General features: G+C 65.6%; 18 protein-coding genes. 6 read left to right on the top strand and 12 right to left on the bottom strand.

The annotated features are described in order from the left end of the window. Positions 1-84: 84 nt before the first annotated feature. On the bottom strand, positions 85-348 hold the full coding sequence (locus FVW59_RS13940) for a hypothetical protein (RefSeq protein ID WP_148064966.1): 264 nt from the start codon (positions 346-348) through the stop codon (positions 85-87). Between the two features lie 215 nt (positions 349-563). On the opposite strand from FVW59_RS13940, the gene FVW59_RS13935 reads away from it, so the two are divergent. After that, a complete protein-coding gene (locus tag FVW59_RS13935; RefSeq protein WP_148064965.1) occupies positions 564-1,097 on the top strand; it encodes a retropepsin-like aspartic protease family protein in 534 nt (177 codons plus the stop codon). A 16-nt stretch (positions 1,098-1,113) separates the two neighbouring features. On the opposite strand, the gene FVW59_RS13930 is transcribed toward FVW59_RS13935, so the two are convergent. From FVW59_RS13930 to FVW59_RS13885, 10 genes are all read right to left on the bottom strand, one after another. Next, entirely contained in the window at positions 1,114-2,562 is a 1,449-nt protein-coding gene (locus FVW59_RS13930; protein WP_148064964.1) for a coniferyl aldehyde dehydrogenase, read from the bottom strand. After that, on the bottom strand, positions 2,559-4,232 hold the full coding sequence (locus FVW59_RS13925; RefSeq protein ID WP_148064963.1) for a GMC family oxidoreductase: 1,674 nt from the start codon (positions 4,230-4,232) through the stop codon (positions 2,559-2,561). Before FVW59_RS13925 ends, FVW59_RS13930 begins: the two co-directional genes overlap by 4 nt. Next, positions 4,232-5,500: a cytochrome P450 gene (locus FVW59_RS13920; protein ID WP_148064962.1), complete on the bottom strand. Its 1,269-nt coding sequence runs from the start codon at positions 5,498-5,500 to the stop codon at positions 4,232-4,234. Before FVW59_RS13920 ends, FVW59_RS13925 begins: the two co-directional genes overlap by 1 nt. 186 nt (positions 5,501-5,686) lie before the next feature. Then, positions 5,687-6,733, bottom strand: a complete 1,047-nt coding sequence (locus FVW59_RS13915; protein ID WP_148064961.1) for a GGDEF domain-containing protein — start codon at positions 6,731-6,733, stop codon at positions 5,687-5,689. 137 nt (positions 6,734-6,870) lie between these two features. Further along, on the bottom strand, positions 6,871-8,106 hold the full coding sequence (locus FVW59_RS13910) for a tetratricopeptide repeat protein (protein WP_148064960.1): 1,236 nt from the start codon (positions 8,104-8,106) through the stop codon (positions 6,871-6,873). A gap of 13 nt (positions 8,107-8,119) precedes the next feature. Continuing rightward, entirely contained in the window at positions 8,120-8,824 is a 705-nt protein-coding gene (locus FVW59_RS13905; protein WP_148064959.1) for a DUF4331 domain-containing protein, read from the bottom strand. Between the two features lie 16 nt (positions 8,825-8,840). After that, complete coding sequence (locus tag FVW59_RS13900; RefSeq protein ID WP_187275891.1) at positions 8,841-9,500, bottom strand: DUF4331 family protein; 660 nt, start codon at positions 9,498-9,500, stop codon at positions 8,841-8,843. Between the two features lie 119 nt (positions 9,501-9,619). Then, a complete protein-coding gene (locus FVW59_RS13895) occupies positions 9,620-11,194 on the bottom strand; it encodes an inorganic phosphate transporter (protein ID WP_148064957.1) in 1,575 nt (524 codons plus the stop codon). A 152-nt stretch (positions 11,195-11,346) separates the two neighbouring features. Further along, complete coding sequence (locus FVW59_RS13890) at positions 11,347-13,578, bottom strand: phospholipase D-like domain-containing protein (RefSeq protein WP_187275890.1); 2,232 nt, start codon at positions 13,576-13,578, stop codon at positions 11,347-11,349. Positions 13,579-13,618: 40 nt separating this feature from the next. Then, complete coding sequence (locus FVW59_RS13885; protein WP_187275889.1) at positions 13,619-19,195, bottom strand: DUF7379 domain-containing protein; 5,577 nt, start codon at positions 19,193-19,195, stop codon at positions 13,619-13,621. Positions 19,196-19,422: 227 nt separating this feature from the next. Here FVW59_RS13885 and FVW59_RS13880 point away from each other — a divergent pair, with 227 nt between their 5' ends. The 4 genes from FVW59_RS13880 to pncA are packed head-to-tail and all read left to right on the top strand — an operon-like array spanning position 19,423 to position 23,012. Continuing rightward, the gene (locus FVW59_RS13880; RefSeq protein ID WP_148064954.1) at positions 19,423-20,514 is read left to right on the top strand and encodes a pentapeptide repeat-containing protein; all 1,092 of its coding nucleotides are present in this window, start codon (positions 19,423-19,425) and stop codon (positions 20,512-20,514) included. A gap of 44 nt (positions 20,515-20,558) precedes the next feature. Next, the gene (locus FVW59_RS13875; RefSeq protein ID WP_148064953.1) at positions 20,559-21,095 is read left to right on the top strand and encodes a hypothetical protein; all 537 of its coding nucleotides are present in this window, start codon (positions 20,559-20,561) and stop codon (positions 21,093-21,095) included. Between the two features lie 16 nt (positions 21,096-21,111). Then, positions 21,112-22,302, top strand: a complete 1,191-nt coding sequence (locus tag FVW59_RS13870) for a macro domain-containing protein (protein ID WP_148064952.1) — start codon at positions 21,112-21,114, stop codon at positions 22,300-22,302. Continuing rightward, the gene (gene pncA, locus FVW59_RS13865; RefSeq protein ID WP_148064951.1) at positions 22,299-23,012 is read left to right on the top strand and encodes a bifunctional nicotinamidase/pyrazinamidase; all 714 of its coding nucleotides are present in this window, start codon (positions 22,299-22,301) and stop codon (positions 23,010-23,012) included. The genes FVW59_RS13870 and pncA overlap by 4 nt, the downstream gene beginning before the upstream one ends. A 20-nt stretch (positions 23,013-23,032) precedes the next feature. Here the strand turns inward: pncA and FVW59_RS13860 are convergent, their stop codons facing one another. Beyond that, the gene (locus tag FVW59_RS13860) at positions 23,033-24,355 is read right to left on the bottom strand and encodes a hypothetical protein (protein ID WP_148064950.1); all 1,323 of its coding nucleotides are present in this window, start codon (positions 24,353-24,355) and stop codon (positions 23,033-23,035) included. Positions 24,356-24,519: 164 nt separating this feature from the next. Between FVW59_RS13860 and FVW59_RS13855 the strand changes: the two genes are divergently transcribed. After that, the gene (locus FVW59_RS13855) at positions 24,520-25,395 is read left to right on the top strand and encodes a toll/interleukin-1 receptor domain-containing protein (RefSeq protein WP_187275888.1); all 876 of its coding nucleotides are present in this window, start codon (positions 24,520-24,522) and stop codon (positions 25,393-25,395) included. The last annotated feature ends 2 nt before the right edge of the window (positions 25,396-25,397 follow it).

Genomic DNA, 25,397 nt, shown 5'->3' with positions numbered 1-25,397 from the left:
GGAGCAGAGAGAAGTATAGGGGGAAATAACTGATAGTGCGGGAAAGTGCGCCCCGCCAGACATGGCGGAGCGCGATCAGCTGACTTAGCGCTGACGGGCGTAGGGCGGGCGACCTTTGGGGCCCTTGCTGGCCTTCTCGTCGGCCACTTCCAGGGCAGCGGCGTCGCTCACGCTGAGCACCTCAGTGCTGCGTTTGAAGGGCGGCTTGCCCTTCATGTCCACGCTGTGAACACGGACAGTCTCGGACTTTTCGGCGTCCTGAACGCTCAGTTCATTGGCCTGTGCCACGGTGCCGAGGCCCAGAGTGGCCAGGCTGGCGGTGGCGATGGTCAGCAACATCTTGCGCATTGCATTCTCCTTGCGGGTTGGTTGAAAAACACTGCGGCGATACTAATCAGGCCGCACAAAAATTGCACTGCTTTGCACTGCATTGGTGCGCCCGCAAGCGATTTTCGCCGATATACGCCCTGTTTCGGGCATTTTTTGCTGGTACGGCTCTTGCAGTAGCTACTGATAAGTTCGCCGAAGCGAAGTCGCACCGCCAGTTGGCGGAGGATAGACCGATGCAGCCATTACTATTGACCACCCCGCTCCGCCCTGAGTTCCGCCGCCTGTGGTTGCGCGGCGCCGGCCTGCTGGCCCTGTGCCTGGGTGTGTCGCTACCGGCCCGGGCGCTGGATTTTCCGGTGGAACTGCCCCTGGCCCGCTCCGGTGCGGGCACCCTCACCATCAGTGCTGAAGTGGGGGGCCAACATGCCGAGTTCCTGGTGGATACCGGTGCCGGCATGGTGACCATCAGCCGCGAGCTGTTTGAAGCACTGGAAGACACGGGCGAATTGCGGGAAGTCCGTCGGGTGGCCCTGCGCCTGGCCAACAACCGCGTCAGGCCGGTGCCGGTGTACGCGGTGGAGCACTTCCGGCTTGGCCAGCACTGTGACCTGGGGCCGGTGGAAGTGGCGGTGCTGGGAAAGGGCAGCCGCAATCTGCTGGGCCTCTCCGCCCTGACCCGGGCGGCGCCCTTTGCGCTGGACACGCGCAACCCCACCCTTTTTCTCAGCCAGTGCAGTGACGAGGCCCGGGTCGCGGGCCTGCACTGAAGCCGGCTGTTGCCCGCTATTTCTTGATCTGTGAACTTAGCAGTTTGGCGATCTTGTCGCCGTAGGGCGGCAGGGTACCGGCCAGCTTGGCCATATTGACCCAGCCCTCTTCATACACCGCCCGCGCGTGGCTGAAGGTGCGAAAGCCATCGCGGCCGCGGTAATTGCCCATGCCCGACATGCCGATGCCGCCGAAGGGCAGGTCGTCGCAACCCACGTGCAGCGCCACCGCATTGATGCTGGCGCCGCCGGAGCTGGTGCGGCGGAACACTTCCGCCTGCTCCTGCTTGTCACTGCCGAAGTAGTAAAGCGCCAGTGGCTTTTCGCCGCGGTTGATGTGGTCGATTGCCTGGTCGATATCGCGGTAGGTTTTGATGCACAGCAGCGGTCCGAAGATCTCCTCGCGCATGCAGGCCAGGTCGTCATCGGGGTTGATCACCAGGTGCAGGGCAATCTTGTGCTGCTCCGGGCCGGAGCGCTCTTCGCCCGCCGGGCATAGCGGCACTATACGAACGCCCGCGGCTTCGGCTTCGTCCAGGTAGCCGGCGATGCGGCCATAGTGGCGCTCGTTGACGCAGGCCACAAAGTCCGGGTTGTTCTGGATGCGTGGATAGTGCTGGCCGATCACGCGCTGGCAGTGGCGCACGAAGGCTTCCAGCTGGCTTTCCGGCACAAAACAGTAGTCGGGGCTGATGCAGAGCTGGCCGCCGTTCATGGCCTTGCCCATGATGAGGGCTTCGGCAATTTTATTGGTGTCGCCGCTGTGGGAAATAATCACCGGCGACTTGCCGCCGAGCTCCAGGGTGACGGGCGTCAGGTTGTTGGCCGCCGCCTGCATCACCTTGCGGCCGACGCCGGTGGCGCCGGTAAAAATCAGGTGGTCGAAGGGCAGGGCGCTGAAGGCGGCGCCGACTTCGGGGCCGCCGGTTACCACGGTGATTTCCGAGGGTTCGAAGTAACGGGCGAAGAGGTCTTTCAGCAGCTCCGCCGTGCGCGGAGTGTATTCCGAGGGCTTGATCATGGCCCGATTGCCCGCTGCCAGTACATCCGCCAGGGGGCTGAACACCATGTTCACCGGCACGTTCCAGGGGGTCATGATGCCCACCACGCCCTTGGGCTGGTACTCCACCCTCGCTTTGCCGCCGAGGAAGTTCATCGGCATCATCGGTGTGCGGCGCTCGGGCTTCATCCACTTTTTCAGCTTGCCCTTCACGAACTTGAGGCTGCCGATGGAATTCATGATGTCCATCATCTGGGTGACGTAGGGAGAGCGGCAGCCGAAATCGGCGTTCACTGCCTCGCACAGGGCATCCCTGTGATCGACCAGCAGCGCAATGCAGCGGTCGATGCGGTCCACACGGGTGGCGTATTCAACGTAGCCCTCGGCACGGAAGGCGCTGCGCTGGTTGTGCAGCAGTGCCTCCAGTTGGCTGCCGAGGGCGGGCTGGTCAGCGGCGGCGTTCATGCGATGGTTTCCTCCAGGGTTGCCGGGGCCGGACTGGCAACGGGTATGCCGGCGTCCTGCAGCAGCAGGTCGGCGCACTTCTCGGCGATCATGATGGTGGGGGCATTGGTATTACCGGAGATGAGGGTTGGCATCACCGAGGCGTCGGCGACCCGCAGGCCGGCGATGCCGCGCACGCGCAGGCGCTCGTCGACCACGCTGTCGCGGTCGCCGCCCATGCGGCAGGTGCCCACCGGGTGGTAGACCGACTCCGATTCCCGGCGAATATAGTCCAGTAGTTGTTCGTCGCTTTGCACGGCGGCGCCGGGCAGGAATTCGCTGCCGCGATAGCTGTCCAGGGCCGGCGCGGCAAAGCAGGCGCGCACCCGTTTCACCGCGTCCAGCAGGGCCTGCCGGTCGCCGGCATCACTCAGGTAATTGGCGCGTATGGCCGGCGCGATGGCCGGGTCTGAGCACTGTATATGCACACTGCCGCGACTCGCGGGGCGCAGGTGGCAAACGGTCGCGGTGGTGCCAGGGCAGGTTTTCATATTGCCGGCGGCGTCGGTTTCGCTGGCGGCCGGGGCAAAGTGAACCTGTGCATCGGGCCGGTCCACCGCATCGGAACTGCGGAAGAACACGCCCACCTGGGCCGCCGGATGGGCCAGCAGGCCGCCGCCGTTGAGGGCGTAGTGGCCGAGGTTCTTGAGCATGGCCAGGGGCCGGGTTTCCTCGTAGAAAGTGGGTATGCCGTGCAGACCCTGGATCACGTTGGTGGTGAGGTGATCCTGCAGGTTCTCGCCCACTGCCGGCAGGTCCTGCAGCACCGGCATGCCCAGTGTGCTGAGGCGCTCGCCATTACCGATGCCGGACAGTTCCAGCAGTTGCGGGCTGTTGACGGTGCCGCCGCAGAGTATGATCTCGCATCGTGCCCGCGCCTGCAGGCGCTCCCCCGCCGGACCCTTCGTCAGCCGGTATTCCACCGCGACGGCGCGACCGTCTTCCAGCACGACCCTGCTGGCAAGGGCGTTGGCGATAACCGTGAGATTGGGTCGCCTGCGCACCGGGTCCAGAAAGCAGCGCTTGGCGCTCTGGCGCCGGCCGCGACGAATGTTCTTCTGGTAGTAGCCGGCGCCTTCCTGGCTGGCGCCGTTGAAGTCCGGGTTGTAGGGCAGGCCGGTCTCCATCGCCGCCTGGATGAAAATATCGGCCAGGGCCAGGCGCTCCCCGACACTGAACTCCTCCACCCACAGCGGGCCGCCCTGGCCGTGGAAGGCGTCGCCGCCCTCGGCCTTGTGCTCGCTGCGTTTGAAGTAGGGCAGCACGCTGGCGTAGTCCCAGCCCGGCAATCCGAGGTTGGCCCAGTGGTCGTAGTCCTCGCGCTGGCCGCGGATATAGACCATGCCGTTGATGGCACTGGTACCGCCCAGCACTTTGCCCCGCGGCCACTTGATGCGCCGTCCGGCCAGCTCCGCCTCCGCCTCGGTGTGGTAGCACCAGTTCAGGGTCCTGTGGTTCATCAGGAAGGCGAAGCCGAGCGGGATGTGGATCATCGGGTGGCGGTCTTCACCACCGGCTTCCAGCAGCAGTATCCGGCGACTGGCTTCCCGCGACAGGCGGTTGGCCAGGGCGCAGCCGGCGGAGCCGCCGCCGACGATGATGTAGTCGTACTCCTGTACCGCGGCGCCCATCAGGCGGCCTCGCTGCCTGCGCCGGCAGTATCAGTCTCGGGATCGAAAGTGATGTGCATTTCCTTGATGGCGTTGACAAAGAAGGAGCGCACAAACTGCGGTGGCGCCGCCAGCCGCGCATTGCGCAGGCGCGGGATGATCTCCTCCATCATGATGCGCAGTTCCAGGCGCGCCAGGTGGGAACCGATGCAGAAATGCTGGCCGATGCCGAAGGAGCGCAACTGGTTGGCGAGATCCGGCTGGCGCTGGGCGCGGCGCACATCGAAGCGCATGGCGTCATCGCCGAATACCTGCTCGTCGTGGTTGATGGTGTGGTAGTGCAGCAGCACCTTGTCGCCGGCCCTGATCAGCTGGCCGCCGAGTTCCACATCCTCGGTGGCGGTGCGGCGCATGGCGATAAAGGCGGTGTTGTAGCGCAGGATTTCCTCGCAGGCATCGGAGATCCGCTCCGGGTGCTCAACCAGGTACTGCAGCTGGTCCGGGTGTTCCATCAGCAGGCGCATGCCGTGGGCGATAACAGTACGGGTGGACTCATTGCCGCCGACCAGGATGAGGATGAACATCCAGCCGAACTCCTCCTCGGTGATGCTGCGCCCCTTCACTTCGCCTTCCAGCAGGGCCTGCAGAAGGCCGGGCCTGGGGTTCTTCCGGTGTTCCTCCGCCAGCTTCATGGCGTAGCCGATCACCTCCGCCGAGGCCAGCTGGCCGGCTTCTTCCGAAATCGACATGTCCGGGTCGTCGGCGAAGATCATGGTGTTGGTCCAGTCGAAGAACAGCTTGCGGTCCTCGATGGGCACGCCCAGTAATTCCAGGATGGCGATCAGCGGCAGTTCCGCCGCCACCTCCTCCACGAATTCACATTCGCCCCGGCCGGCCACCGCGTCGACGATGCGTTTGGCATGAGCGCGCAGTTCCGGTTCGAAGCCCTCCACGTTCTTGGGGGTGAAGGCCGAGCGCACGATGCGCCGCACAATCTGGTGCTCCGGGGGATCCATGCCGATGATGGTGCGCTGGTGAATCTCCGTCACCATCCACTCTTCATACTCGGTGGGAAAGGGAGAGCGCAGGGCTGAGGAAAACAGCTGGGGGTTTTTGCTGACGTAGTCCAGCTCCTGCTGGCGGGTGACCACCCAGTAGGGCACGCCGCTGAGGGGGTCCTCAATACGCACCACCGGGCCGGCGGCGCGAATTTTTGCCAGTTCATCGTAGGGCATACCGCCCACGTAGCTGGAGGGGTCGAGCAGGTTGGTGAAGGGGCAGCTGGTCATGGAAAACTCCCTGGGACGGCCTGTTATGTTGTTGCCGCTGTCGGTTCGGACACTGTCGCGATTGTAAAGCGACTGCCCGCCGGGCACTCGCGTCTGGTCATGGAAAAGCCAGACTAATGACTTGTAGTTTAGTAGGCAATACCCGGCGTAAAGGCGTGGGCCAGTCGCCGCGGGAGGGGGGATGGTTCAGGCGGACAGCGGCCGGGAGTCCGCCTGTACCCGGTTGCGACCGGCGTCCTTGGCCTGGTAGAGGCGCTCGTCCGCCGCGGCGTAAAGGCTCGCGAGGTCGTCGCCATCGGCACCGAGCGTGGCCACGCCGGCACTGAGGGTGACGGCAATGGCCTGGCCGTTGGTATGGACTGGTTGGCTGGCAACCGCGTCACACAGGGCCTGCGCTACCTTCAGGGCCTGCAGTTTGTCGGTGTTGGCCAGCAGGACACCGAACTCCTCGCCGCCGAGGCGGGCCATGTCATCGGTGTCTCGCAGGCGCTCTGCCATCAGTTGTGCCACATGCACCAGCACGGCGTCCCCGCAGTCGTGACCGTAGCGGTCGTTCACGCGCTTGAAATGGTCGAGATCCATTACCAGCAGGGCCAGGTTGCTGCCTCCGCGCTGGGCGCGTTTGCGTTCGCGTTCAAAGGCCTCGGTAAACCCCAGGCGATTGTTCAGCCCGGTAAGAAAATCGGTGCGGGCGGTGTCGGCGAGATGCGCTTCCGAGCGTTCGCGGCTCAGTTCGTAGATATGCGACAGCGCCAGCACGCAGAAGGCGATGACCGTGACATTGGCGAGTGATCGGGGGTCAGTGAGTTCCGGTGCCTGCTGGTAGCGGAGCCAGAACAGTACCGAGGCAGCGGTCATGTAGAAGAGGGACATGGCCAGGCCGGTACGGCGGCCCAGTAGCAGGTGGCTAATGAGGGGAATGACCAATACCCAGCCAAAGATGGTGACACTGGTACCCGGCACCCAGAGGGCGAACATCATCACGCTGAAAAAGGGGATCAGGAACAGGATGGCGACCCGCTGCAGACTCTCGACGCCACGCAGGCGCTTGAGCAGGAACAGGGAGTAGATCGTCATGCCGAGCTCCGCCAGCGCCAGCGGCCAGGAGTTCAGGCGAATGTTGAGTATCGCAAAGCCAACGCCCGACACCGCTGTCATTATCAGCAGGGCCTGCAGGACGTTTTTCCTGAGTGAGTTGGAAAGCCGCCGTTGCAGCTCTGTCGGATCCGGCATGGTTGCTTGAAGTGTACTTGCGCTGTGCTCGGCAGGGAGTTGAGCACATTCACCGGCCGATAGGAATCTCAACGGCCCCTGATCGCCGGGTAAAGGCTGAAAATGCGACACAAGTCCGGCGCGTGCCGACGGCCGGCTCAGTGGCTGGCGTCTGCGGCAGTGCTGGCCAGTGCGCCACGGATCAGCGCCAGTTCTTCCAGCGCGTCCGGCGTGGCCCAGCCGGCGTCGACTTCGGCCCCGAGAATATCCAGTGCCGTGCGATAGTCGCCGGCCTGGCGCAGGGCGGTGGCCAGCTGGGTGGCGGCCGCGCCGTAGGGGCGCTGGCGGTAATCCCGCCGCGCCAGTTCCAGGGCGCGCTGCACCGGGCCGTAGTTCAGGTAGAAATCCACGGCGTGACCGGTGATAGCGGCGGGGTGTTCCTGCAGGCGAATATCCAGCGTGCGACGGGCGTGCTCGATCGCCTGTTCAGCGGCTTCCCGTTGCCCCTGGCGACGGTCGATCTCGGCCCGGGCGGCGATAAACTGCGGGTCGCCAGTGGCGGCGATGACCCCGTCGTAGAGCTCTGTGGCCAGATCTTCGTCCCCCAGCAGTAGTGAGGTCTCCGCCAGATGTTCCTGCACCAGCCACCAGCCGGGCAGGGCTCTGTCCGCGCGCCGGAACAGGGCCCGGGCGCGCTCGTACTCTTTGCGTTCCAGGGCCAGGATCCCGCGCTGCAGATGGAACCAGGCCAGCTGGTGGGGATTATCGTTGTGATAGCGCTGCTCGGCAGCTTCCAGCAGGGCGTCGGCCTCGCGACTGGAGCCGGTGCCCTGGCGCAGCCGCGCCAGACGCACATAATCCGCCGGCAGGTTGCGCTCGTTGAGCAGGGCAACCGCCCCGGCCAGGGCGGCCTGGTAGCGACCCTGGTAGTAGTCGATATCGATCAGCAGGTCGCGGTTGTCCGCCGCCGGACAGGCCTGCAGCGCCCTCGCCGCCGCCTCTATGCGATGGTTGGCCATGGCCAGTTCGGCCTGTTCCCGGCAGGGCGGCGCTGTACGGCTGCGCGCCTCCAACTCCGCCAGGGCGGTCTCGGCGCGATCAAAACTGGCCAGTTCACCGGTCAGCCGGGCGTGGTAGAGCCAGCCCTCGAACAGGCGCCGGGCAGGTGCCGTGGCACCGGACTCGCGGCTGCTTTCCAGCGCTTGCTCCAGCGCCGCCAGCTGCTGCTCGTGTCGATCGCGCAGGGACGGGTAATCCAGCGCGGCGGTCGCAGCGGCTGCCTGTGGCTCGGCGGGGGTGTCGATTTCTTTCTCGGGTGTGCAGGCCGCCAGCAACACGGCGACGACGAGCCAGCACGGCGCTGGCCAGCGCCGTGAAGTGAAGAGTACTGTCATGAGCGGTGCGGCCTCAGGGCATGGCGATGGGGTCGCGCAGGTAGGGGAAGTTGGCCGGCGAGACATCGTCCGGGCGGGCGTCGTTGCCCGGCGGGTTCAGCGGCAGGTCGGCGAACAGATCCAGCGGGTGTACGCTGAGATCGAGCAGCACCGCGGCCAGCACCCGATCCACCACCGGGTCATCGGGATGGCGGCCGTTGGGCCAGCTGCTGGGGCTGGAGATATCCAGGGTCACCACATCGGGAATGACCACCGGTGCCGCCACCCCGAGGCAGGCGTTGATGTCGTCGGCGCTGTCGATCTCGCCGGGTGCACCGGTGGCGCAGCGCGACAGGCCGAGGCTGTCGAGGTCATCGGCCAGGGCGTTGTTGACGAAGATCAGGGTGTCGACGAAGGCGCCGGCGAAGTCGGCATCGCCGGACGGGTCGCCCTGGTTGAGGGAGTCGCGCTCGTTGTCGGCATTGTTGTTGATGGGTACCGAGTCGCGAATCGGCTGGCCGCCGCCGCGCAGCAGGGCTGTGGCCACCGCCGGCTGGCCCATGCGATCGACGCGGGCGTAGTCGCTGGGCGGGTTGGAGCGGATTTCCACGGTGGGGGTGCCGCCCCCGCCGCCATTGCCACCGCCGTTATCGTCGTCGGAATCGCTGCTGTCGGAGCAGGCACCCAGCAGGGTCGCGCCCAGCACGGTCGCCAGCAGGTAGGTGATGGATTGCTTCATGGCTGTGCCTCCCTGGCTATTCCACAATGCGGGCGGTAGTGGCCCAGGCTTTGAACACGGTCTGTCCATCGCCCAGTGCCGCGGTGTCTATCTCGAAGGCGATGGCGCTGAGGTTGCGCCCGCCGAAGGTGTCGCGGGTGTTGTCGAAGGACACCGTGCCGCTGCTGAGGGTTTCACCAAAGCCCTGGGAGTCGAAGAAGAAGGGGTCGTCGGTGGAGCCGACAAAGGCGTTGAGGCCGCTGGCGCTCTGGAAGATGCGGTTGTCCCCCGCCACGCTGCCGCTGAAGTCGTCGCCGGCGCCGGGCACGTTGTCCAGGCGCACGGTGCAGCTGCCGTCTTCCTGCTCCGCCATGCGGATGTCGATACGCACGTCCGCCTCCACACTGTCGGCGCCGTCGCCGTTGTCATCGCGATCGATGTAGAAGCTGTAGAGCACGTCGCGATCACAGTAGAAGTCGGCATCCATCTGGTCGTTGGTGTCGGAGCCGCCGCCGTAGGTGATCATCGCCACCAGTCGGTTGTCGGTGTCGGCGGGGTCAAAGAAGAAAATATCGCCGATATCGGCGGGTCGGTCGGCGGTGGCGGCGGGTGACTCGGTATGATCTGCGGCCAGTGTGATTGTGCTGGCCAGTAAAACCGCTACCGGTACCAGGCAACGCGAAGTTTGCATCGGCATGAACGCTCTCCTCCCTGTCGATGTATTGCACGGGCATCCGGCCCGGGCCATCGGACTTAGCTTAGTTCAGCTTCAGCAAACGGCAAGGACCCGTGAAGAATTCCAGGGGCCCAGAGCGCTCAGAGAATCGAACGCATCAGCAGGAAGCAGGCCGCACTCAGCAGGCCCGCCGCTGGCAGGGTGATGACCCAGGCCATGGCGATGGGCTTCATCAGGTTCCAGTTGGTAGAGCGATTGACCAGGCCGATGCCAAGGACCGCTCCCACGAGAATGTGCGTGGACGACACCGGCAGGCCCAGGGTGGAGGCCACCAGCACCACGCAGGCGGCGGACAGCTCTGCGGTAAAGCCTGAGGCGGGGTGCATGCGGGTAAGTTCGGTGCCTACGGTGCGGATCACTTCCTTGCCGATAAACCACAGGCCGGCGACCAGGGCGATGCCGAAGGTGACCATGGCGGCAGTGGGCACCGGTGCTTTCGGGTTGATCTCGCCGCTGTGCAGCACATCGAGAATCGCGGCGAAGGGGCCGATGGCATTGGCGATGTCGTTGGAGCCATGGCTGAAGGCGAAGCCGGCCGCGGTGAATACCTGCATCCAGCTGAACAGCAGGAAGGTGGATTTCTCCAGTGAACCGCTGCGCTGGGTGCGGGCAAGAATGTAGACCGCCATCCATACCGCCGCGGCGACCATCAGTACGATCAGGCCGTTCTGCAGATCGGATGATTCAAGCTTCAGGTTCTTCAGGCCCTTGTACAGCAGCATGGCGGTGATGATCATCGAGCCGCCGGCGGCCAGCAGGGGCACGTAGAGGGTAAGGGCGCGGTGGGCGTCGATGTCCTCCTTTTCCCGTTCCAGGCGGTAAATTTCCTTGTAGTAGTCGGATTCGAAGTCGTCTTCGGCGGCGTCCTCGATGGTGCGCACGCTGGCGGCGTCGCGGGCCAGGGCGCCGGTATAGGACAGCTGCTGGATCTCGGTCATGCGCTCGGTGATGGTTTTGTGCTCTTTGCGCAGGGCTTTCTTGCGCGCCTTCAACTCGTGCAGGCGCTCCTGGGCGCGGTCGTTGTAGGTGAGGATGTGTTTGCGGATGTAGTAATACAGCACATAGGACCCGAGTCCGCCGAGCACCGGCGACAGCACCCAGGATACGGCGATGGTGGCAATTTGATCCCAGCGTACCAGGCTGAGGGCATCGTTCATGCCCGAGGCCACCCAGCCCAGCGCGATGGAGCTGCCGACAATACCGCCGATGATGGAGTGGGTGGTCGACACCGGCCAGCCCTGCCGGGTGGCGATGAGCAGCCACAGGGCCGCCGCCAGCAGCGCGGACATCATGATGTAGACGAAATCCATCACGTCGAACTCGGGCTCGGCGGTCAGCGTACCGAGATCGACAATCCCCTTGCGGATGGTATCGGTGACGGCGCCGCCAGCAATCAGTGCACCGCTCACCTCGAAGATCGCCGCCACCACCAGCGCCTGCTTGATGGTCAGGGTGCCGGCGCCGACGCTGGTCCCGAAAGAGTTGGCCACGTCATTGCCGCCGATATTGAAGGCCATGAACAGGCCAAATGCCGTGGCGAGCAGGAAGATCAGGGTGTTGCCGGAGCCCGTGTATCCCAGCCCCCACCAGGCGAAGAGAGCGGCAGAAGAGGCCAGCAATAGAAAGAAGAAAACACTGAGTCTGTCGAAGGGCATGAAGCGCTCATCCGCGGCCGGGGTTCACAGGCTGCCCGGTGGCGGTGGGCAGCGACCGGCCGGGCGTCAAACCCGCAATGATGGCGCAGAAGTGTGACAGTTTTGTTGCGGGAATGTGGTCGGGCGGCCGGCGATGCAAAGGCTCCTGTTGGCTATATGACTTTCAGCAGGCTGTTAAAGCGCTCCGCCGCGCCCGCATCGCCCTGCAGGATAGCCTGGCTCTCGCGGTAGACCGCAGTGAACAGCTTCCTGGCGTGTGCCTGCAGGTCGGCGGCCTGCTGCGGGTCGACCCGCTGCTGGCGGTCGTACTTGGACACCAGCGCCATCATTGCCGCCAGGCTATTGGTCATCAGTTGATCCGTCCCGGGTCCGATGTCACTGCTCAGGTCGCGGATGCGCCCCAGTTCGCGCTGTTGTTGCAGCCAGGCCGACCAGGCGCTGACCAGTTGCGGGGCGTTCTGCAGGAGGATGCCGTTGTTGGTGTCCATGATGAAGCTGCGCACGTCCGCATTGGCCGAGCCGATGAACAGGGCGTCGCCAAACAGCATGACCTTGCTGTGCAGGCTCAGCAGCGCCTGGCCCGGCAGCGCCTGGTATTCCTCGTAGCGGAAATCCGCGGCGCCGGCGCTGCCGGCGTGCCCCCTGCGGTACTCGTCCAGGGCCTTAAGCTGCCAGGCGGCCAGCAGGTTGACGGCGTTGAGGTCGGTGGTGGCGAAGGAGTTGGTGACCACCTCGATGCTGACATGGGCGCAGTCGCGGCTGCCGTCCAGCATGCTTCCGAGGGCGGCCAGCAGGTTGGCCGGCAGCAGGAAGTAGGCATTGTGTATCACCACCCGGGCCGGCTGTTCGGCGCTGGCGCGCTGACAGGTGCGCGCCAGGGCGGCGAGCCAGGCGTGGTGAATGTGCTTGCCCCAGTCACCGGGTTCACTGTCGTTCGCGCCGTAACTCCTCGCACCCCGGTGAAAGGGCAGGTTCTCGAAGTAGAACAGCTGCGCGCCGGGATCCACGGTCAGCGCCGCGGTGTCAGTGGCGGGGCGGTAGTCGCGCTGGTAGCGCGCCACATTGGTCCTCAGCCGGGTGGCGGCCAGATCCAGGCGCTGTTCCAGCGATGGCAGCGCATCGGCGAAGGCCGCGGCGGCGCAGTCCACCTCTGCACTGTTCGCCGTGCTTTCGCCTTCCGCCCGACAGCTATCCTCGGCGGCCTTGAGTGCCGCCAGGCTGGCCAGCGCGGCGTTGGGTGCGTGTGCGCGCACCTCGTCGAGGGTGGCCACCATGGTGCGGAATTGCCACAGGCGCTCAAAGGCCGCGGTGATGGCCGCGCCGCCGCTGCTGACCGCCAGGGCCAGGTCGGTATCGTTGAACACGTATTTCTCGGTCAGCTCCCCGGGCTGCAGGTGGTAGCTGTCCTGCACATTGCGGCCACCGATCAGCAGGTGGCGTGCGTCGACCCACAGTAACTTGTGGTGCAGGAATTCACTCTGGTAGTCCCAGTCGCGGCGGGCGGCTGCATTGTCGGCGCGTTCCAGCGGCATGTAGGACGCCAGGGCGCCGAACACCGGGTCGATCTGCTCGCCGTACAGGGCGCGGGCAAACGCCAGTTCAATGCGTGCCTTGAGGCTGTCCACGCCGCTGCCGTAGCGCGCTCGCAACCAGGTTTTGCCGAGTCGCTGCAGGGATTCCTTTTGGGCCGGGTTACCAGCCGCGGCTCCGCTGCGCAGGGCGGCCGGGTCCAGTCCCTGTCCCTCCTGCACGGCGAGCGCCATCAGCTCGGCGTTGCGCGCGTAGAGGCCGGCCAGGAAGTCCCCCGACCCGGCGACGCTGAGGTTGGAAATATTCAGGGCCTCCGCCGCCTGACCGTCGATGCGCTCCGCGGCAAATGCGTCCTCAAGGTCAGCAAATTTCTGCGCCGGGCAGTCGGCCCGCTGACCGGAAGCCTCGCCGCAACCGAGGGTCAGGTAAGCGGCGTCCATAATCATATTGCGGGTCGGGCGATTGTAAAAACGCACCTCGAGCTGCCCGCCGCTATCGCGCTCGAGCATGCTGAACCAGTCAAGCTGGCTGTAGGCGGCGCTGTAGTCCGTCAGCAGACGAATGCGGACGCCGCGGCTGGCGGCGCGCAACAGGGCTTCGGCCAGCACTGAAGAGCTGTAGTCGCTGTCGAAGATGTAGTAGGCGATGTCGATGCTGTCCCTGGCGCCATTTACCAGGGCCAGCTTGCTGGCGAAGGCGTCGTCGTTGTCCAGCAGCACCTGGCCGGCATTCGCAGTGAGGGTGGCCGTGGCCTGGGTGCCGAGATCTTCTGTTGTGCCCGGCGTGTTGCCGCAGCCGCCGCAGCCTGCCAGCAGGCATCCGGTTAACAGTAGTGAGCGGTAAATGGCATTCACTGGCGTACTCCCTGGTGCTGGTTGTCTGTATTGTCCGGTGTCATTGCGCCGCTTCGCTGAAGGCGACCTGGTCGCGCAGCTCCGCCAGACTCCGGCGCAGTTCACTGACGCCGCTGCGGCGAGCGCCCCTGAGCAGGTCCAGCATGTAGTCCAGGTTCTCCAGCATCGAGGACCACTCCCGCCGGCTGACCCCACGCCGTGCCGCGGCCAGATAGCAGGCCTGAATATGCGCCAGCGGGTCTGCAAGGCTGTCGTCGGCGTTGAATTGCAGCAGCAGAAGGGCCAGCTGGCAGTCGGCCAGCGCCACGGCTCCCCAGAAATCGTCCGCCTCGCGGGCTTCGAGGGTATTGGCCAGCCGGGTACCCAGCGCCACCAGCGCCGTATGCTTCCGGCCTCTCTTCAGGCGGCTGTTGGTCAGGTAGCGCAGGGCCACCGCGCTGGCCCAGTTGCAATAGGTGTAGGGGTCCGGCTCGCTCAATTCCCCAGCCGGGCCCGGTGCCCCCAATTCGCAGGCCCGCCGGTAGCTGTTCGCGGCCTCCAGCAGCAGGGTGTTGCGGTCGCCGCTTTTCGCCGCCAGCCAGGCCTGGCGTTTGCAGGTTGCCCCCAGCAGGCTCAGGCGCTCGCGGGTTTCGCCGCGCTGCAGCAGGTCGTTCAGGCTGCTGCCGGCAGCTTGCAGCTCCGCGAGCAGTTCGCTGCGCAGGCGTTCGCGCGCCGCCGCCGGAGTACTGCTACTGGCGGCCGCCCAGCGTTGTGCGGCGTAGCGGCTGCGGTAGTTGGCACACTGCTCGATGGCGCGCAGGGGGCAGTCGCCCTGCCCGGCGCCCATCGCGCGCTCCAGCCACTCAACCCCGCGGCGCCAGTCGCACAGTTCGCCCCAGGCGAAGCCGATGACGGCGGCGACATCAGCGCGCTGGCGCCAGGCGACCATCAGCGCCGGTGGCACGCCGCCGAGCAGGGCTTCGAGCCGTTCGCGGGCCTGGCGCAACTGCCCGGCGTCGTCGTGAATGCCCGGTCCGCGCGGGCTCGAGCGCAGGCCCTGGCGGAAGTTCTCCAGTGCGGCGATGAACTCATCCACCGCGTGGTAGCTGCGCTGGCTTTGTTTGCCGGTCCAGCTGTCGTTGATCACCAGTCGGTAGCCCGGGTCGCCGTAGGCCTGGTAGGCGCCCCAGGTGTTGAAGTCGGGGAAGTGGGTCCAGGTATGTTCGCGTGCCAGCCGCACCGCCTCGCCAAAACTGCGGCCGTCAAACATCAGGCTATAGAACTGTTCGGCGAAGGCGATGGCCGCGGCGTCGTTGACCGCCCAGCCGGCCGCAATGACCGCCCTTACCCCCATGCGGATAAACTGCTCGCCGAGGTTGGCGGCCAGTTCGTTGTACGGCGGGTTGCTGTCGCTGCGGCCGAGGTGACAGCAGTTGATAAACACCAGCTCCGGCACAAAGCGCAGTTGGTCGATGTCACCGGGGGTGAGGATGGTGTGCTTGCCAATCACCATGCCGGACAGGGTTGCATCGGTGGCTGTCGCGCAGTCCCGGCAACCGCTGTGCCAGCCGGTTTCCTCCGACACCGGCATGCGGTGGACGCCGTGCCCCGCCAGGTGCAGGATGCGCCAGCGGCGGGCGTGCAGGGCGTCGACGATGGTGCCGGCGTCTTCGTCTATGGCTTCCAGCACCTCGTAACCCTGCTGGCCGAAGCGGGAGGCCACTGCCGCCGCCTCCCGGCGCGCGCCCACCAGATCGGCGAAACGCTCCCAGCCGTCCAGCCTGGGGTTGCCCACCACCAGGGCGTGGCGGCCGTTGGCGTACTGTACATCGGGCCGGAAGTCATCCGTCTTGAATTGCCGCACCATGCCGCTGACCACCGCCAGCGGCTTGCCGACACTGCTCCAGCGGTCCTCCAGCAGTTCCCAGGGGTAGCGCGCGGAGTAGGCGTCCACCACCAGTACCCGATTGTGCTGGGCCGCGGTTGAACCCTTCAGCCGCCGCGGCAGCAGCATTTCATAGAGGGTTCTGGCGGTGTGGGTATCGGCCCGCGAACTGCCGCAGACCCGCTGAATGAACTGGTCCGCCAGTTGTAACTGGGAGGTGGCCTGGCTTTCCTCGATACGCGCCTGGCCGGTGGTGATGTCAAAGCGCAGTCGCTGCGCCGCGTGGTCTCTGCTGATGATCATGCGGTGCCACCAGTAGGGAGCCTCGTCGGCCACCACCCGCCGGCGGTGGCCACTGCGCTGGGCGATGACGCCCTCGGGCCACACCACGCGCCCGCCCAGGGAGGAGCGCGCCAGCAGTTCGTCGAGGGCCCGGGCCGCGGTGATGGCGGTGTCCTGGTAGAGCTCCACCAGCTCCAGCTGGTCGAAGGTGACGGTCTGCTCCATGCCGCTGTCGCGCAGGTCGTCGCAGGCCCGCACGGCGGCGCGCAGGATGGCTTCCACCGACTCCCGTACCGCCACGCCCCCGGGGCCGCTGCCCACCAGCAGGCAGCACAGGCGCGCCGAGGGGATGCCGTCGGCGCTGTTGAAGCGCTGGTCCGGCCACTGCTCAACCTGCAGCGCGAAATCGATAAAGGCCCGGTGCAGACTCGCTTCCAGGGTTGCCGGGTTGAGCTCGCCGGCCTGGCCCAGGCCCACCACCAGGGCGGCCGGCGGGTGTAGCCGGGTTCTGTCGTTGGCGGTGAACAGGTGGCTGCCTGGCGCACCGGGGTAGAGCCCCAGATTGAGGCGCTGGGACAGGCGTCCGCCCATGCGGCGATCGAGTTCGGCCTCGGCATTGACCATGGTGTCGTCCAGGTAGTGGCCGACAACGACGGTGTGATTGACGTAGGCGAGGTCGCCGTGAACCACCCTGACGGTCAGCGCTTTTGCCGCTGCGGCCGCCGCGCCGCCGCCGCTGCGGCGACCGGGGCCAAAGCCCAGCTGGTGGAGGTCTCCCGGGCCCGGGATCTGGTCCGCCGGTGGCGGTTCGCGCAGCGGGAAGGGCTCACCGCTGGCGCTCTCATCCCGCGCTGCGACAGGTGGATTGCGGGACAGGCGTTCGGTGCCGCCCCGGGTTAGCAGGTCGAGAATGGCGGGTAGCAGGTGGGGCTGCCGGCAGAGGTCGTCGTGGGCGGTGTCGGGGGCGTACCAGAAGGGCACGTCCGGCAGTCGCCCGGAGGCCCAGGTGACGGTGCCGTCGCCCTCCGCCACGCCGAGGAAGCGTATGCGCTCGCTCACCCGCCCGCCGCGTTTGCCGCCCACCGGCGCATCTTGCAGGCGGTAGTCCATCACCGTCTGCGGCTGGCAACCGGCGAGGTAGAGCGTGTGCTGGGGGCTGAGGCGGGTGCTCTCGAGCTGCCGCCAGGTGGCGTCGGCGTCGTCCAGCAGGGACTGCCGGGGCACTTTCCAGTCCGCTTCCAGTACGTCGCGAATCCTGTCGTAGGTGCCGCTGTCAAAGAAATCGCGCCCCGCCTGCTCCCGCGGCAGCAGTTCCAGCAGGCCCGGCAGGGTAGCGGCGAAGTCGACGATGTCGTCCACGTCCTGGGTCAGGTCCAGTAGCGCCAGGCGGGCCTGGGTGGGGTTGAAACCGCTCAGCCAGCGCAGTGCCTCGTGGGAGCCGCGATTGGGTGTCCCCAGCATCAGCAGGCGACTGCCTGGGAGGGCCATGATGCGGCGCCACAGCTGGGCCCCGGCAGCGCCGTCCGAGAGCATGGCCCGCACCACCAGTCCGCCCATGGAATGGGCCACCAGGTATACCGGCTGTTGCTCGCGCTCGGCGCGGGTGAGCCAGCCGTCCAGTTCGGTCGTCAGCGCTGCGGCCGCCGCCCGGACCGAGCGCCGCCAGTCATAGGGAAATACCTCTACCCGGCAGCGCACCGCCAGCGCTTCGATCAGCGGGCCGTAAAAATCGCCGAGCACATCGCCGGCGCTGACCTCCCTGGCACTCATCCGCAACTGCTTTATGGCACCGCCCAGCAGGCGCAGGTAGTTCAGCCACACCAGGTCGCCGCCGACCTTCAACTCGCTGCCCAGAATGCCCGGTATGACCACCGCCAGTGGCCGTCCGGAGGCTGCCACCCGGCTGCGTTCCATCGCGATGCGCCAGGCCGGGCGCTGGTCGCCGTCGCTTGCGTCGCGCGCGATGGCGGCGAGGCGCTGCTCAGCCTGCAGCGGCTGGAAGCCTGCGCTGTCCCCCTCGCCACGCAGCAGGGCGTCCACCAGCCAGCGCAGCGAGCGGCCGTTGTCGAAGTAGCTGAAGTGGTTGACCCCGGAACCCCTGTCGCAGCGAAAACGCGCCTGGCCGGGTGTTCGCGCCAGGCCGCCGAGCATGGAGGGGGTGTTGACCACCAGGTCGTGATCACCGGCGTAGAACCAGTCGCTGATCCACACGCCGAGCCGGTGCAGCAGGCCGCTGCCCTCGGTGTCGCCGGCGATGACCGAGAGATCGGCTCCGGAGCGCAACTCCGGCATGGCCAGGAAGGCGGTCAGGGCGGAGCCGGGCATCATCGCTTCCAGCCCCGGCAGGGTGCGTGGGTCGGTACGCTCCTTCACCACCGCGAGCAGGAAGTCGGTGAAATCGCCGATCAGGGGGGGGCCGGGAATCAGCCGCAGCAGCGAAAGCCAGCGGTCGAGACGGCCCGAGGCAAGGGTAGTGCCGCGGGCCGGGCAAGCCACGCGGGCGAAGCGGGCGACGGTGATCGCCTTCTCTTCGAGCAATTCCAGCAATTCCCCCAGCATGGCCCGATCGCTGGCGTAGCTGTCGTCGCGCTGTTGCAGTTCGGCGTCGTTCAGCGGCCCCAGGCCCAGCTGGGTGGCGATGGTGTGATCGCCCTTGAACAGGGCCGTCAGGCGCTCGTTGTGGAAGGCCTGCAGCGGATTCTCACACTGGCCCAGACACAGCAGTTCGCCGACCAGCCCGCCGCGGGAGTGGCTCACTAGATGCAACTGTGTTTGCGCCGGCAGCAGGCGCACCAGTTCCAGTGCGTTCTGGATCGGGCTCTGGGTAAGGCTGCGGTGTTCCCAGGCAAACACCCGGTCCTGGTAGAGCCCCTGCAGACGCTGGCGGGCATCGCTGCCCCCGTCCTCCCAGAGGCTGGCGAAACTGCCCCCGGTGCTGGACCCGGTGCCGTGCAGGAACAGCAGAACCGGCCCCTCCGCGGTGGCGGCAGGAAAATGCGGGATCGGGTCTAGCGCCAGTTCGCCTGCCAGCGACAGTTGGCACAGGCTGTTTTCGCCGTCGATGAGCGCAAGGCTTCGGTCCTCCAGCAGCCGCGCCAGTCGCGCCGCCGACGTGGCTTTGAGGTCGACACCGAAAAATTCGAGTACCCGGATGCCGATACCGACCAGCCCCCGTTCGGCGCCGGCGGGCGGGTGGGGGTTGATTTCCCATGCCGCGCCGCCATCGCGGTCGACGTGCTTGCGGCCGAGTTCCCGGACCAGATCGTCGGCCCGCATCCACAACTGGTCGCCGCTATGCAGGTGCAGGCAGACCACGTCGTCTGCCGCCGCCGTGTACAGGTCGGCCTTGTCGTCGCGATCCAGCCCGGTCGACAGTAGCGCCCTGCGGCGCAGTTGCAACTGCGGTCCAACGTCGGGCAGGGCGGCGACCGCCTGTTCCCGGCGCCCACGAATAACATAGGTATCGCTCATGAGCCTGACTCTCCCCGGCATTCACCCGTCCGGCTGGCCGGGACTTGCCAGTGTCGCGCGACGTCCCTGTGAAGCGGGCTGTCTGCCATCAACATAGGCCAGGGTCTGGTATCTGTCGAACCGCCCGGCGCGCCAGCAGGCGCAGCGCGTGGCGTGCAGGGCCACTGCAGCGAGGGACTATACTTGCCGGAGGCTGGCTTAGGGGTCGAATCGAGGGAGGCTTACCCATGTCCGAGGCAGTGGCAACGACAATGCTGATGCAGGGCGCTGCCAGCTGGAATACCTGGCGGCAACAGCATCCGGGCCGGCTGAGCTTCTCCGCCCCGAGCTGGTACGACTGCCCCGGGCCGGGTGGTCTGCAAATCAAGGGTCGCAACCGTGTCGACTTCAGCGGCATGGACCTGTCCGGCGTATCTATCTACAACGCTTTTGCGGAGGGGTTGCAGCTGCGCAATACCCGCTTTGTCGGCGCCCATTTCGAAGAGGGGGATTTCTCCCGTGCCGACTTCAGCGGTGCAGAATTTCGCGACACCCGCTTTAACAAGACGATTTTTACCGGGGCCTGCTTTGAAGGGGCCAGCTTTGTGAACTGCAATCTCAACCGGGTCAATCTGGTGGGCGCCAATTTCCGGGTCGAGCGCATTGTCGAAACGGTGGTTTACGGTATCGCGGCCTGGGACATGGAAGTGGCCGAGCAAACCGAGCAGTCCCGCCTGGTGATCGAGAAAACCTACGAACTTTATACGGAGCTGATTGCCGGCGGCACTATTCCCCTGATGGTCGATGACATCGAACTGGCCCAGTTCGTGTACTACCTGAGCAACCATCGCAAGATGCGCGACACCCTCAACATTCTCAATGACCGCGGTGTGCTCCTGCTGGGGCGCTTCCAGAATGGCGGGCTGGAGCGGCTCTATCTTGTCCGCGACTGGTTTCAAAAGCAGGGCTACATGGCGATGATTTTCGACTTCGCCCGCCCCGACAACCTGAGCCTGACGGAAACCGTGGTAACCATGGCCGGCCTGTCAAAATTCGTGGTGGTCGATCTTTCCGGAGGTAGCGTGCCAGCCGAGTTGCAGTCCATCCTGGCGCAGATCAAAAAGCCCCTGCTCGCTTTTGGCGATCCCTACGCCATGTTTCCCGACCTCGAAGACCAGACCGGGGTGATCGCCATCGAGGCCGACGATGCGCAGTTGCTGACGGCCCTTGGCGCCCAGTTGCCTGCTGTCGAACGGCTCCACGCGGAGCGCATAGCGCGACTGGCGCGGCGCTATGGCAGCGCGGACGCAAACCGCGACACGACAAGGTCGCGCCCCTGAGCTAGCCTTTTAACAACTGCCTCCGGCCCGCCAGGAAAGCGACCGTGTCCGATGCCGCCCCCGATCCAGACTGCCCGCCGCTGCCCCAGGCCCGCCTGCTGGCCAGCGTGCTGCCGATAATCCGCAGCCGCGGCCGGCGCTACCGCAAGTTCCTGCAGGTGCGGGCGCGCCCGGCCAGGCCGGGGGAGGAAGTGGTCACCGTTACCGCCGACGGCGAGGAGACCCGCAATCGGGCCGGCGAGGATCACCTGCTGGTGCAGAACCTCACCGCCGCCGGCGAGCGTTACCTGATGCGGCGGCAGAGCTTCGCCGCTCGCTATCGCCGGGTGGAGGACGCCGGCGCCGGTTGGGCGCTCTACGACGCCTTTGGCGAAATTCTGGCGCTGGAAATCGACCCCGGCTTGCAGGCGCTGCTCGGGGTGGGAGCCAGTTTCCACATTGTTGCGCCCTGGGGCAGGCCGCAGGTCGCCCGGGCGGGGGACATGCTGGCCGCGCCCTGGCCGGCGCTGGATGAAATCTACCGGATTGCGCGCCGCGAATTCGAAGAGACCTATCGCGCCACAGCGGCGCCGGGGGAGTGACAGGAGTGAGGATGCCATGACCCAGACCTGCTTTGTGATCATGCCCTTCGGGATCAAGGAGGACGCCAGCGGGCGGGCGTTTTCCTTTGACGATCTGTATGAATTCCTGATCAAGGACGCCATCGCCCAGATGGAGGGAGTCGAGGCACTGCGCTGCGATGAAATCTCCGAGGCAGGCTGGATTCACTCGACCATGATCAAGCACATCGCCGAGGCGCCGCTGGCGGTGGTGGATATCAGTACGCTCAATCCCAATGTGTTCTACGAACTGGGTGTGCGCCACGCCCTGAAACCCTCGGGCACTGTCCTGATCCGGCGCGAGGGAACGGAGTCACCCTTTAATATCGAGGGCTTCAACTGCATCGACTACGATCTGGGAGACGGTGACAAACGCCGTGAATTCCAGCGCCGCCTGCAGGCCTTCCTGAATAATGCCCGCAGCCAGCCGCAGCACAGTGACAGTCTGGTCTACGATGTACTGCCGGATTTGCGGGTCGAGCGTGGCCCCAGCATCTGCGAGCGCAAGCCGCGCTTTCTGTGGGATACGCACATCTATCCCTACCGGCTGGTCGCGCAGCCGGAGAAAGAAATCTGTCTGGTGGCGGGAGACTGGCGCGACATCAAGCACTGTGATGTCTGGGTCAACTCGGAGAACACCAACATGCAGATGGCGCGCTTCTACGAGCGCTCGGTGTCAGGCCTGATTCGCTACCTCGGCGCGACCAAGTCGATCACCGGCGATATCGAGAAGGACACCGTGGCGCTGGAACTGGCGGCGGCGCTGGGCGGTGCCGGGCGGGTGGAGAAGGCAGCGGTGGTGCCCACCGGGCCCGGCCTTCTGGCCCAGACCAACAACGTCAAAGCGGTGTTTCATGTGGCCTCGGTGGAGGGAGAGCTGGGCTTCGGCTACCGGCCCATTGCCGGCATCGAGCGCTGTGTGCGCAACGCCCTGCAGATGGCCGACGCCAGCCGCTTTCGCGAGTTGCACCTGGAATCCATGCTGTTTGCCATTATGGGCACCGGTACCGCCGGTGGCGACCTCGCCGATCTCGCTGCCCGCCAGATCGGGGCGGCCGTCGACTACCTGGAGCTCAATCCGGCCTCCGCGATCAAGCGGGTGTGTTTTTCCGCTTTCACCGACGTCATGCTGGAAACACTGACCGCCGCTGTCGCAGCGATTCCCAACCTGGAGCGACCCGAGCCATGAAGCGAAACCTCGTCACCGGCCTGCTGGCCTGCCTGTTCCTGCTGGCCGCCTGCAGCGGCACCGACCCGGGGCCGGATCGCGAGGGGCGCAGCGCCCTGATCATTGTCGATGTGCAGTACGACTTTCTACCCGGCGGCGCCCTGGCCACCAGCGGGGGGGATGAGATCATCGGCCTAATCAATGCGCTGCAGGCGCAGTTCGACCTGGTGGTGGCGACCCAGGACTGGCATCCGCCGGGCCACGGCAGCTTCGCCAGCGCCCATCCCGGCCACCGGGTGGGTGAGGTGATTGAGCTGAACGGCTTGCGCCAGGTACTGTGGCCGGATCACGCCGTGCAGCACAGCCGCGGCGCGCAGTTGGCGGCAGCGCTGGACCAGCAGCGTATCGAGCGGGTCTTTCGCAAGGGCCTTAACCCCGGCGTGGACAGTTACAGTGGCTTTTTCGACAACGACCGCCGCGGCGATACCGGGATGCGGGATTACCTGATATCGCGGGGCGTTACCGATGTCGTGGTGGTTGGCCTGGCCCTGGATTACTGTGTGAAGTACACGGCCCTCGACGCCCGGCGCATCGGCCTGGGGGCGACGGTGCTGGTCGACGCCACCCGCGCGGTCAATCTGAACCCGGGTGATGCCGGCAAAACCCTCGATGAGCTGCGAGCAGCGGGGGTAGTCGTCAGCGATTCAGCAGTCTATTTGAAGGAGGGCTAGCCGCGTGTGGCAATCGCCTGCTAGAGCTCGTGCGGCTCCAGCACCTGCAGGGGAATATGGGTGTCTCCGTTGGCCAGTAATTCGATAATGGGGCCCAGGTCCCTGGCGGTGGAACTGGAGAAGCTGTCGGATCGCTCCCAGCAGGCGCTGAATTTCTGCAGCCCGCGCCATTCGTTGCCCTGGCGCCGCGCACAGAAGATGGCCTTGTCCAGGGTCAGCAGGGAAAACTGGTAGACCACCCCAATGCCCCGCCGCCCCCGGTCTCCCATCACCGGGCCCAGGGTGCGTACCCGCTTGTAGAGGGAACGGTTGAACAGGCTGCGCGTCGGTTGCCACAGGGGCTCGGTAAAGGTCGAAACAACAAGCACTTCCTCAATCAGGCGTGCGCCGTGCTGTGCATCGTGGCTCTCCTCCATTTGCCGCAGTACTTCCAGCGTGGTTTCGATCATATCGCCGTATCCCACCACAACGACAAATTTATAGCTGTCGCTATCGGGCGTGAAGTCCAGCCGGATTTGTCCGGGGTAGTCGCTGCGCTCCAACCTGGTCGGGATCACAACGGTGGATTTCAGCGCCAGGCCGTTGTTCAGCAGTGTCCGCCTGGCGTGGTCGCCGTAGGCGTCCTCGATCTGTATCAGGATGACCTCGAAATCCCTGTCTCCGGCGCGCTGGTCGATATAGCGCGAGAAGATCCAGGACTCGTCCTCCGAGCGGATATAGTGGCGAAAGATGCCGTGCTTGCTGTCTGCGATGTCGGGAGCGCTGGCAACGGTGGCGATCAGAATCGGCTTTTCGTCATCCGGCATGTCCCCGGCCCACTGCTTGAAGCGGTCGCGCAAGCTCAGGGCGCTGCCACTCATAGTGACGATAAATACCCGGACCCCTTCGTCATACCACGCCTGCAATTGCAGCATCAGCTGGTTCAGGTCTTCCAGTGGCGGCGCGGAGGCCGGGTCGGGTGGAAGCGGGGTCACCTGGTCTTTCCGGCCGTTTTGCAGGGGGAACTGGTAGTAGCGCAGGCGCGGCTCGACGCGGTTTTCCTCCCAGGCCTTGAGGAAGCCTTCCCGCTGGCGCTCCATATTGCCCCTCACGCTGAACGCGTCCTCGCTGGGCAGCAGGACAGCGACCGGGGAGTCCGCAATAGGCAGCGGCCGGGAGGCGAGCCAGAGGTAGATGCAGAGGGACAGCAACAGGACAGCTTCCAGGGCAAACAGCAGCCAGCGGGGTATGCGCAGGGTGGCGGCAATGCGGTCGTGCAGTCCCAGGCGTTTCAGGCCGGCGTCAGATACCGCCTGGATGGCATCCGCGGCCGAGGCTTCTTGCTGTTCGACTTCCTTGCGCATGGCGGGACAAACCCCGGGTGATTCACGCAGGCGTACAGGCACCTGTTACCGGCAAGTATAGTGCGACTTGGCGCGTTTACTACGGCTGGCCTTGATCTACACTTGTTTTCATCAGGAGCCGGGGCCGAGCGTTGCCCGGACAGGTTCTTGGGAGGAGCCGTCGCGTGGTCAAAATCTTTATATCCCACTCGGAGAGCGACAGGGAACTGGTCGAACCCCTGTACAAATGGCTGCAATGTGGCCTGGGTCTGTCCGGCGAGGATATCCGTTGTACCTCGGTTGAGAACATCAACGTCGGAGAGGCCTCGATGGAAACCCTGCGCGAGGAATTGCAGCTGGCACAGGCGGTGGTGGCGATCGTAACCAGCAACAGTCTCCGCTCCCACTGGGTGTCAATTGAGATGGGAGCCGCCTGGTTGCGTGAGCGCCTGCACCCCATTCGCGGGCCCGGGGTCAATCCCTCTGACCTGCCCAGTCCTCTACCCAACATCACCAACGCCGGCTACTGCGAGGAGCAGGCCATGTACCGCCTGTTGCAGAGCCTGGCCAGGCGGCTGGACCTGCCCATTGTGGGTGTCTCCAAGTTTGAACTGGATGAAATGGTCGCAGTGGGACGACGCTACCTTACCGAGGGTTTGCGCAGCTGGTTTTCATTGCCGCCGGCCATGGCGGCCTCCCGCCACGATGCGAATCGCTTCCACTACGTGACTGACTCCCTCTGCAGGCGCTTGCATCTGGATCGGCAGAGCCTCTATCACTGTACCGACGAGCACGGCTGTATCGAGCGCGACCCGGAGCCGCTGCCGAGTTGGGCCAGGGATCACTGGAAGCTTTCCAGGATGGCGGTCAATCACCTGTTGAAGGGCGACCAGAATCTGCTGGACCTGCCGCTGAATGTGGTCAATGAGGAACTGCTGGCGGAACTCAAGCGCGCCCTGTCCAAACGCAACCTGAAACGCGGTGAGCAGCTGCGCGGGTGGTTCACTCGCGCCGAGCAGTGGGTGGTGGAACACCCTCCGGTAACAGAAAAGGGACATTGATC

Origin of the sequence: Parahaliea aestuarii (assembly GCF_008064635.1) — a bacterium.
GTDB classification, from domain to species: domain Bacteria; phylum Pseudomonadota; class Gammaproteobacteria; order Pseudomonadales; family Halieaceae; genus Parahaliea; species Parahaliea aestuarii.
This window is presented reverse-complemented; position numbering and strand designations above follow the sequence as displayed.

What these genes read in the sequence shown, in the direction of transcription:
- FVW59_RS13940 (WP_148064966.1), bottom strand. Translation starts at nt 348, where the DNA reads ATGCGCAAGATGTTGCTGACCATCGCCACCGCCAGCCTGGCCACTCTG.
- FVW59_RS13935 (WP_148064965.1), top strand. Translation starts at nt 564, where the DNA reads ATGCAGCCATTACTATTGACCACCCCGCTCCGCCCTGAGTTCCGCCGC.
- FVW59_RS13930 (WP_148064964.1), bottom strand. Translation starts at nt 2,562, where the DNA reads ATGAACGCCGCCGCTGACCAGCCCGCCCTCGGCAGCCAACTGGAGGCA.
- FVW59_RS13925 (WP_148064963.1), bottom strand. Translation starts at nt 4,232, where the DNA reads ATGGGCGCCGCGGTACAGGAGTACGACTACATCATCGTCGGCGGCGGC.
- FVW59_RS13920 (WP_148064962.1), bottom strand. Translation starts at nt 5,500, where the DNA reads ATGACCAGCTGCCCCTTCACCAACCTGCTCGACCCCTCCAGCTACGTG.
- FVW59_RS13915 (WP_148064961.1), bottom strand. Translation starts at nt 6,733, where the DNA reads ATGCCGGATCCGACAGAGCTGCAACGGCGGCTTTCCAACTCACTCAGG.
- FVW59_RS13910 (WP_148064960.1), bottom strand. Translation starts at nt 8,106, where the DNA reads ATGACAGTACTCTTCACTTCACGGCGCTGGCCAGCGCCGTGCTGGCTC.
- FVW59_RS13905 (WP_148064959.1), bottom strand. Translation starts at nt 8,824, where the DNA reads ATGAAGCAATCCATCACCTACCTGCTGGCGACCGTGCTGGGCGCGACC.
- FVW59_RS13900 (WP_187275891.1), bottom strand. Translation starts at nt 9,500, where the DNA reads ATGCCGATGCAAACTTCGCGTTGCCTGGTACCGGTAGCGGTTTTACTG.
- FVW59_RS13895 (WP_148064957.1), bottom strand. Translation starts at nt 11,194, where the DNA reads ATGCCCTTCGACAGACTCAGTGTTTTCTTCTTTCTATTGCTGGCCTCT.
- FVW59_RS13885 (WP_187275889.1), bottom strand. Translation starts at nt 19,195, where the DNA reads ATGAGCGATACCTATGTTATTCGTGGGCGCCGGGAACAGGCGGTCGCC.
- FVW59_RS13880 (WP_148064954.1), top strand. Translation starts at nt 19,423, where the DNA reads ATGTCCGAGGCAGTGGCAACGACAATGCTGATGCAGGGCGCTGCCAGC.
- FVW59_RS13870 (WP_148064952.1), top strand. Translation starts at nt 21,112, where the DNA reads ATGACCCAGACCTGCTTTGTGATCATGCCCTTCGGGATCAAGGAGGAC.
- pncA (WP_148064951.1), top strand. Translation starts at nt 22,299, where the DNA reads ATGAAGCGAAACCTCGTCACCGGCCTGCTGGCCTGCCTGTTCCTGCTG.
- FVW59_RS13860 (WP_148064950.1), bottom strand. Translation starts at nt 24,355, where the DNA reads ATGCGCAAGGAAGTCGAACAGCAAGAAGCCTCGGCCGCGGATGCCATC.